The sequence below is a fragment of the Propionicimonas sp. genome, from assembly GCF_034927565.1.
Taxonomy (GTDB): Bacteria; Actinomycetota; Actinomycetes; order Propionibacteriales; family Propionibacteriaceae; genus Propionicimonas.
Window position 1 is genome coordinate 34949 of the sequence record NZ_JAYFPT010000044.1, and the last position, 7938, is coordinate 42886.

The following is a 7938-nucleotide window of genomic DNA, read 5'->3' on the forward strand; positions in this document are numbered from 1 at the left end:
GGTAACCGTCCGGGGCGCTCAGGCACGCCAACCTGCACGAGTGCCCAAGCGACGATTCAGCCGGCGGCGCGCAGCGCGCGGCGCAACTCCCGGCGTCTGGTCTGCTCGGCCGCGTCCGGTACCGGGACCGCGGCGATCAGGTCACGGGTGTACTGCTGGGTCGGGCTGCGCAGCACCTGCTCGCGGTCGCCGAGTTCGACCAGCTTGCCGTTCTGCATCACCGCGATCCGGTCGGCCAGCATGTCCACCACCGCCAGGTCGTGGGTGACGAACAGGCAGGCGAAGCCCATCCGGTGCTGCAGCCGGACGAACACCTCCAGCACCTTGGCCTGCACCGACACGTCCAGCGCCGAGGTGGGCTCGTCAGCGACCACGAACTCCGGCCCGGTGACCAGGGCGCGGGCCAGACTGACCCGCTGTCGCTGCCCACCGGAGAGCTCGTGGGGATACCGCTGGGCGTAGTCGGACGGAAGCTCGACCGCCTCCAGCAGCCTGCGGACGCGCTCGTAGTGCTCCTCCTTCGTCCCGATGCCGTGGATCCGCAGCGGCTCGGCGATGCAGGCCCCGACGGTCATCCGCGGATTCAGAGAGGCCGCCGGATCCTGGAAGACGAAGCCGACCCGGCGCCGGAACCCGCGCAGTTCCCGTGCGTTCGCGGTCACGATGTTCGTCCCCAGTACCTCGATCTCGCCCCGGGTCACCGGCTGCAGACCGACAGTGCAGCGTCCCAGCGTGGTCTTGCCCGAGCCGGACTCACCGACCAGCGCCACGATCTCGTGGGCATGGACGTCCAGCGAGACATCGGCCACGGCATGCACCGGCCCGGAGCCGAACCGGCCCGGGAAGTCGACGTCCACGCTCCGCACGCTCATCACCACGTCACGGGACGGTTCGGCCACCAGCGGGGTGTCCATGGACTCCGGCCGCGGTGCCCCCAAGTGCGGCACGGAGGCCAGCAGATGCTGGGTGTAGGGATGGTGCGGGCGCTCGAAGATGTCCCGGGCAGTGCCGGCCTCGACGATCTCGCCGCGGTACATCACTGCCACCCGGTCGGCCAGGTCGGCCACCACGCCCATGTTGTGAGTGATCAGGATGATCGCGGTACCGAGTTTCTCCTGCAGGTCGCGCAGCAGGTCGAGGATCTGCGCCTGCACCGTCACGTCGAGGGCGGTGGTGGGTTCGTCGGCGATGATCACCTCCGGGTCGCAACTGATCGCCATCGCGATCATCACCCGCTGCTTCTGGCCGCCGGAGAGTTGGTGCGGATAGGAGTGGACGCGGTGCTCCGGCTCGGGGATGCCGACCAGGTCGAGCAACTCCACCGCCCGGGCGAGGGCCGCCTTCCGGCTCAGCCTGCGGTGCATCTGCAGCGCCTCACAGAGCTGCCAGCCCACCGTCCGCACCGGGTCGAGGGCGGTGGAGGGCTCCTGGAAGATCATCGCGATCCGGTCGCCACGCACCCGCCGGATCTGCTCGCCGCGCAGCCCGACCAGTTGGGTGTCGTCAAGGGTGGCCGACCCTTCCACCCGGGCCGAGTCCGGCAGCAGCCCGAGCATGGCCCGGGAACCGACGGTCTTGCCCGACCCGGACTCGCCGACGATCGCCAGCGTCTCGCCGGGCGCGAGGTCGTAGCTGATTCCCTGCACCGCGCGGACGGGGGCGCCGTCGGTCCGGAACGACACGTGCAGGTTCTCCACCCGCAGCAGCACCTGGGGTTCGGTCTGGGCGGTCATCGCGCTTCCCCCTCGGTGTCGGTGGGCTGCCTGGAGGGCGGTGGGCCGTCGGGTTCGGGGGGCTCGGGGTGGGCCACGGAACCGTCCCCTGGCCCGGCGTAACCGTCACCGTGATCCGCCGGGGACGTGGGGTCGTCGTCGGTGGCCATCTCCTGCTCGGCGAACGCGGCCACCTCCTGCTCGTCGGCAGTGGTGCTGCCGCCGCGGGTCCGCAGCAGCGGGTTGAGCACGTCGTTCAGCGACTCGCCGATCAGCGTGATCCCGACCACGATCAGGACGATCGCCAGGCCGGGGAAGACGCCGGTCCACCAGATGCCGTTGGCCACATCGGCTCGGGCCTTGTTCAGGTCGTAGCCCCACTCGGCAGCGGAGTTCGGCTCGATACCGAAGCCGAGGAAGCCCAGGCCGGCCAGGGTGAGGATCGCCTCGGACGCGTTCAGCGTCATCAGCACCGGGATCGACTGCGACACGTTCGGCATGATGTGCCCGAACATGATCCGGCCGGGGTTCGCCCCGGCCACCCGGGCGGCGTCGACGTAGGGCTCGGCCTTGGCTGCCATGGTGGCATTGCGGGTGACCCGGAAGTACTGCGGGACGAACACCACGGTGATCGAGATCGCCGCCGACGCGATCCCGCCGAAGGCGCTCGAGCTGCTCGAGATCATGATCGACACCACGATCGCCAGCAGCAGCGACGGGAAGGCGTACAGCGCGTCCATCACCAGCACCAGGACGCGGTCCAGCCAGGAGCCCAGGTAGCCCGACACCAGGCCGAGTGGCACCCCGATCACGATGGAGAGCACCACCGCGAGCAGGATCACCTCCAGCGCCGTCCGGGCACCCCAGACGATCCGGGAGAAGACGTCGAAGCCGCCGACGGTGGTGCCCAGCAGGTGCTCGCCCGACAGCGGCTGCTGCGGCGCGAAGATGTCGGCGAAGCCGTAAGGGGCGATCCAGGGCGCGAACACCGCGACGACCAGGAAGACCGCGACAATGCCGATACCGGTCAGCAGCATGCCGCGCTGCAGGCCGTGGGTGGAGCGGATCAGCGCCAGGCCGGGGATCCCTGAGCCGCGGCGGCCCGGCGGCACGGTCGAGACCGGTGCTTCGAGAGTGGGCAGTGCCATGTCAGTACCTCACCCTCGGGTCGACCAGTGCGTTGATCAGATCGATCAGGAAACTCGCGACCGCCACGATCACCGCGATCGCGGTGACGATGCCCTGCACCGCCACGAAGTCGCGGGCGATCAGGAACTGACTCAGCCAGTAGCCCAGCCCCTGCCACTCGAAGGAGGTCTCGGTGAGGATCGCGCCGGCCAGCAGCATGGCGATCTGCATGCCCATCACCGTCACCACCGGGATCAGCGCATTGCGGAAGGCGTGCTTGCTGACGACGTCCTTCTCCGGGACGCCGCGGGCCCGGGCGGCGGTCACGAAATCGGCCCGCAGGGTCTGCAGCAGGTTGATCCGCACCAGCCGGATGAACACCCCGGCGGTGAGCAGGCCGAGCGCCAGGCCGGGCAGGACGGCGTGCTTGAGGACGTCCAGGATGTAGGCCGGTTCGCCGTACTGGATGGCGTTGAGGATGTAGATGTGGGTGTTGGTCTGGACCCCGTTCTCCAAGACTGAGGCGACCTGGGTGGAGGCGCGGCCGGAGATCGGCAGCCAGCCCAGCCAGACCGAGAACACCAGCTTCAGGACGAGAGCGACGAAGAACACCGGGGCGGCGTAGAACAGCACCGCGAAGGAGCGGATCAGCACGTCCGGAAGCTTGTTGTAGTAGCGGGCCGCCAGCCGTCCCAGCGGGATGCCGATCGCGAAGGCGACGATCAGCGCCCAGAAGGCCAGTTCGAGGGTGGCGGGGCCGTATTCGATCAGAATCGAGCTGATGGTGCGGTTGTCGGCAGTGCGGCCGAAGTCCCCCTGCAGCAGGTCGCCGAGGAAGCGGAAGTACTGGACCAGAATCGGGTCGTTGTAGCCCGCTGCCTGCTTGCGGGCCTCGATCTGGTCGGGTGGCAGGCGTCCGCCGAGGGCGGCAGTGATCGGGTCGCCGGTGACCCGCAGCAGGAAGAACACCACCGAGACGAGGATCCAGACCGTGGGGATGATCAGTACCAGTCGGAGCCCCAGGTATTTCAGCAACGCCTTCGTCGAACTCTGCGTGGATGCCATGGACTCGCTCTCAATTGTTGTCGGAGGGGCACGTCCGCCCCCGGTCCATGGTGGATCCGGGGGCGGACGTTGCTTCAGTGGGTCACGCCTTGGCGATCGACACGAAGGAGAGGTTCTCCGACGCTCCCAGTGAGATCCCCGAGACGTTGGTCCCGGAGAACGCCCACTGCGAGCCCTGCAGCAGCGGCAGTGTGGACAGGTACTTCTCCGCCATCGTCTTCTGGATCTGCTCGATCTTGGCCTGGCGCGCTGCGGCGTCGGTCTCGGTGACCTCGGCGTTGATCGCCTCCTGAATGTCCTTGGCGTCAAAGTGGTTGGCCAGGAAGTTGTTCGCGTTGAAGAACGGGTTCAGGTAGTTGTCGGCATCCGGGAAGTCCGGGAACCAGCCCAGCTGGTAGGCCGGGTAGGCGTCGGCCACCCGCTCCTTGGAGTAGGTGACCCACTCGGTCGCCTGCAGGTTCACCGTGAACAGGCCCGAGGACTCGAGCTGCTGCTTGATCAGGCCGTACTCCTGGTCGGAGCTGGAGCCGTAGTGATCCGGGTTGTACTGCAGATTGAGCTCCACCGGGGTCTTCACGCCGGCATCGGAGAGGTACTTCGCGGCCGCGTCCTTGTCGAGCGGGTAGGTGTCGCAGACCGCCGTGTTGGCGCCAACGTAGCCGTCCGGAATGTAGGAGCACAGCGGGGTGTACTGGTCCTTGTAGACGTTCTTCGCCAGAGCATCGCGGTCGACCAGCGAGGCCACCGCCTGGCGGACGGCGAACTTCTGCGCGTCGTTGTCACCCGGCTGGGTCTTCAGGTTGAACACGATGTAGCGGATCTCGCCGCCCTTGGCCTGCCACACCTTCACCTTGTCGTCGGACTGCAGCGACTCGATGTCGGTCGGGGTGAGCGAGCGGTACGCGACGTCGATGTCACCGTTGCTTATCGACAGCTTCAGGTTGGTGGCATCGGTGAAGGTCTTCAGCGTCACGCCGGTATTGGACGGCGCGGGCTGGGAGCCCTTGTAGTCGGCGTACGGGGCGAACTCGAGGGTGTCGTTCATGTTGTACGACGTGATGGTGTACGGGCCCGAGAAGGCGTTGGCGGCCACGATGTCGGCGTCCGGGGTGAGCGCGTCGGGGGAGAGCACCTCCTCGTCCACGATCGGGCCGGCGCTGGTGGCCAGCACCTGCAGGAAGGTCTGGTCGTTCGCACTCTTCAGCTTGAACTGGACGGTCAGGTCGTCCGGTGTGACGATCGAGTCCAGGTTGCCCAGCAGCGAGGCCGGACCGTTGGGATCGTTGATCGTGAGGATCCGGTCGTAGGAGAACTTCACGTCCGAAGAGGTCAGGGCGTGGCCGTTGGCGAACGTCAGGCCGTCCTTCAGCTTGCACTCGAAGACGGTCGGCTCGGTGAAGTCACAGGACTCCGCCGCGTCCGGCACGGGGGCGTTCCCGTCCCCGACGAAGCCGTACAGGAACTGGTACACCTGAATTTCGACGGTCAGCGATCCATGGTCGTAGGAGCCGGCCGGGTCGATGGTGCGCACCTTGTCGGTGGTGCCGACGATGATCGGAGCCGCCGCGGCGGTGCCGCCGGACGGCGCCGTGGAGCCCCCGGTCGAGGAGGCGGACGGTGCGGGAGTGTCGGCCCGACCGCAGGCGGTGAGCACCAGCCCTGCCGCGGCGGCGACGGCTGCGATTCGCGCAACCTTGGTGACCTTCATGGATGTCCTCTCTGTTCGGTGCCGGTGGTTCGGCGTCCGAAGCATCAAATTCATGAGGGGGACAGTTCACCCGACCCCTCGTTACGCGCGCATTACATTTCTTCGCCGAAGTGCAAATCGATACCAGATTGTGTCCATCCGTCTCGGATGGTGGACGTCTGGTTGGTTCTGGGCGAGGTTCTTGCGTTGCTGAACACTCGGTGAGCGCGGTCGGAGGTGCGGTGGGGCGCAGGACGACGGGGAGTTCGTGCTGGTGCGCGAGACGAACTGGTGATCGGTTGCCCGGTTGCCGAGAATGACGGTATGGCTTTAGTCCAAAGCGCCGAGATCAACCTCCGCCTGGCCCAGGTGGGCCTTCCCCTGCTGGACGGCTTCACCCAGACCGAGGAAGCGAGGCTGGTCGCGCCCATCCTGGCCCGGCAACGGGAGCTCAGCCGCCGGCTGGCCGACCGGCTGTGCGCGGCCGATCAGCGGATCCAGAACTGGCTGGACGACTACCTGGCCGACACCGGCCTGGCCCCCCGGCTGCCGCGCCGCACCCTCGTGCTGGACGAGCCCGGCCTGGCCCGCGAACTGTCACTGCCGTTCGACGGCGACACCTACGCCTCCCCGCTGCTGAGCTCGTACCGGCTGGCCCAGGGGGTGCTGCACAACCCGGCCAATGACCGCCGCACCACCGCCGGGGTCTTCCACATCGCCGAAGGCGGCCTGCCGATTCCCGACGACAAGATCGCGGTGCCCAAACCGGTCTTCGCCCGGCTGCTCGAGCTGGCCTTCAGCCCACCCGAGGTCGACAAGGTGCTGCCCTACACCGCCAACCAGGCGGCCCCGGCGGCCTGCTTCGTGTCGCTGCTGCTGCGTCCGCTGGTGTCCCCCGAGGTGCCCGGTCAGGTGCGGGAGAAGCGGCTTGAGACCCGGTTCATCGTGCCGGGCGGGCTGGTGGCGAACCTGGACTTCGTCGAGGGCATCTTCGGCAACGGCGGCGACCCCTACCTGCCGGAGAACGACTCCTCGCTGGCGCCGCAGACCTGGACCGGGCACACCGGCCTGGTGGTGCTGGCCCCGCACCTGACGAAGGTGACCAAGAAGGAACTCGGCCTGCCACACGTCTCGCAGGCCACGCCCCGCCAACTGCGCGACGGCGCCGCCTGGGAGCACGAGGACGAGTGCTACAACAACGGCCAGGCGTTCAAGATCTGCGCGCGTGATGAGCGCGGCGTCATTGTCACCGTGATCGCCGACAATTACTTCGGCTACTGCAAGAAGGAGGTCAAGTCCCAGATCTCCTATTCGGCCAACCTGTTCGGCAACGCCGAGGAGGAGCACTCCGGCGGGGCCTTGGTGTACGCCTCCTACAACCTGGGGCAGGAGTACCACGAGACCTCCTGCGCCGACGAGTACACCCTGGCGGAGGTGCTCGAACGCGATCCGGAGCGGTTCCAGCTGCAGCCCGAGGGGCACGCCCTGGACACCCGCCAGCCGGGCGTGGTGCTGGTGCCGGCCAACCCGTACTACTCGCTGCGCACCCTCACCGTGTCCTGGGACGACGGTGCGGGCGGGCAGGCGTCCGTCCCGCTGCGGGCCGGCACCGCCTATCTCAGCCCCAACGGCTACCGCGTCGAGATGAAGCAGCAGGCCGCCGACCGCACCCAGTGGAGCCTGGCTGGCACCGTGCCGTACGCGACCAGCTGCCACAAGCCGTCAACGGTGTCCGGCGGCGGGAAGTCGGAGATCTCCAAGGCGATCACCGATGCCTTCATCTTTGGCAATGCCTATGCCCCCGACATCGAGCACGACCTCGACGAGGTGGCACAGATCATCAAGGGCGACTTCTCGCAGCGGTTCGCCGATCCGGCGGCCAACGGCATCGACCACCGTCCGATCCTGGCCGACACCCGCTCGATCGGCTCGGTGATCAAGCTGCTCACCCCGTCGCCGGAGTTCCACGACCACTACAACGCCTGGCTGGAGTCGATCCCGGCACACATCACCGAACTGGTCTTCGTGGTGAAGCGGTTCTAACAACCCGAGTGGGTCGACGACTGGCGCTCGCACTTCACCGTCGGACGGATCAACGGCCGGCTCGGCAACGCGCTGCGGCGCGATGGCGACAAGATCGTGGTGAACATGCTGCGGGTGGGTTTCGAGGCCGACGGGTCGTGGCGGCTGTTCGGGCTGCGGCATGACTTCAGCCCGGCGGTGAAGGTGCAGACCGAGGACGACATCACTGCCTCGACGGTGGTCCCCGGCCACCAGATCGGGCTTGACCCGGAGCGTTCCTACAAGCTGGTGGAGAACTGCGAGAACCTCCTGTTCCAGCGCCCC

The 7938-nt window shown here is 67.7% G+C and carries 4 protein-coding genes and 1 pseudogene; 1 reads left to right on the forward strand and 4 read right to left on the reverse strand.

The features are described from left to right. Nucleotides 1-56: 56 nt before the first annotated feature. From VB080_RS09045 to VB080_RS09060, 4 genes are all read right to left on the reverse strand, one after another. Entirely contained in the window at nt 57-1733 is a 1677-nt protein-coding gene (locus VB080_RS09045; protein ID WP_323418117.1) for an ABC transporter ATP-binding protein, read from the reverse strand. Beyond that, complete coding sequence (locus VB080_RS09050) at nt 1730-2860, reverse strand: ABC transporter permease (protein ID WP_323418118.1); 1131 nt, start codon at nt 2858-2860, stop codon at nt 1730-1732. Before VB080_RS09050 ends, VB080_RS09045 begins: the two co-directional genes overlap by 4 nt. A gap of 1 nt (nt 2861) precedes the next feature. Next, the gene (locus VB080_RS09055; protein WP_323418119.1) at nt 2862-3905 is read right to left on the reverse strand and encodes an ABC transporter permease; all 1044 of its coding nucleotides are present in this window, start codon (nt 3903-3905) and stop codon (nt 2862-2864) included. A gap of 82 nt (nt 3906-3987) precedes the next feature. Next, entirely contained in the window at nt 3988-5613 is a 1626-nt protein-coding gene (locus VB080_RS09060) for an ABC transporter substrate-binding protein (RefSeq protein WP_323418120.1), read from the reverse strand. A 303-nt stretch (nt 5614-5916) separates the two neighbouring features. Between VB080_RS09060 and VB080_RS09065 the strand changes: the two are divergent. Beyond that, nucleotides 5917-7938, forward strand: a pseudogene (locus VB080_RS09065) (hypothetical protein); the annotation flags it as partial.

Coding starts and splice junctions, on each gene's coding strand:
- VB080_RS09045 (WP_323418117.1), bottom strand. CDS start 1,733: ATGACCGCCCAGACCGAACCCCAGGTGCTGCTGCGGGTGGAGAACCTG.
- VB080_RS09050 (WP_323418118.1), bottom strand. CDS start 2,860: ATGGCACTGCCCACTCTCGAAGCACCGGTCTCGACCGTGCCGCCGGGC.
- VB080_RS09060 (WP_323418120.1), bottom strand. CDS start 5,613: ATGAAGGTCACCAAGGTTGCGCGAATCGCAGCCGTCGCCGCCGCGGCA.
- VB080_RS09055 (WP_323418119.1), bottom strand. CDS start 3,905: ATGGCATCCACGCAGAGTTCGACGAAGGCGTTGCTGAAATACCTGGGG.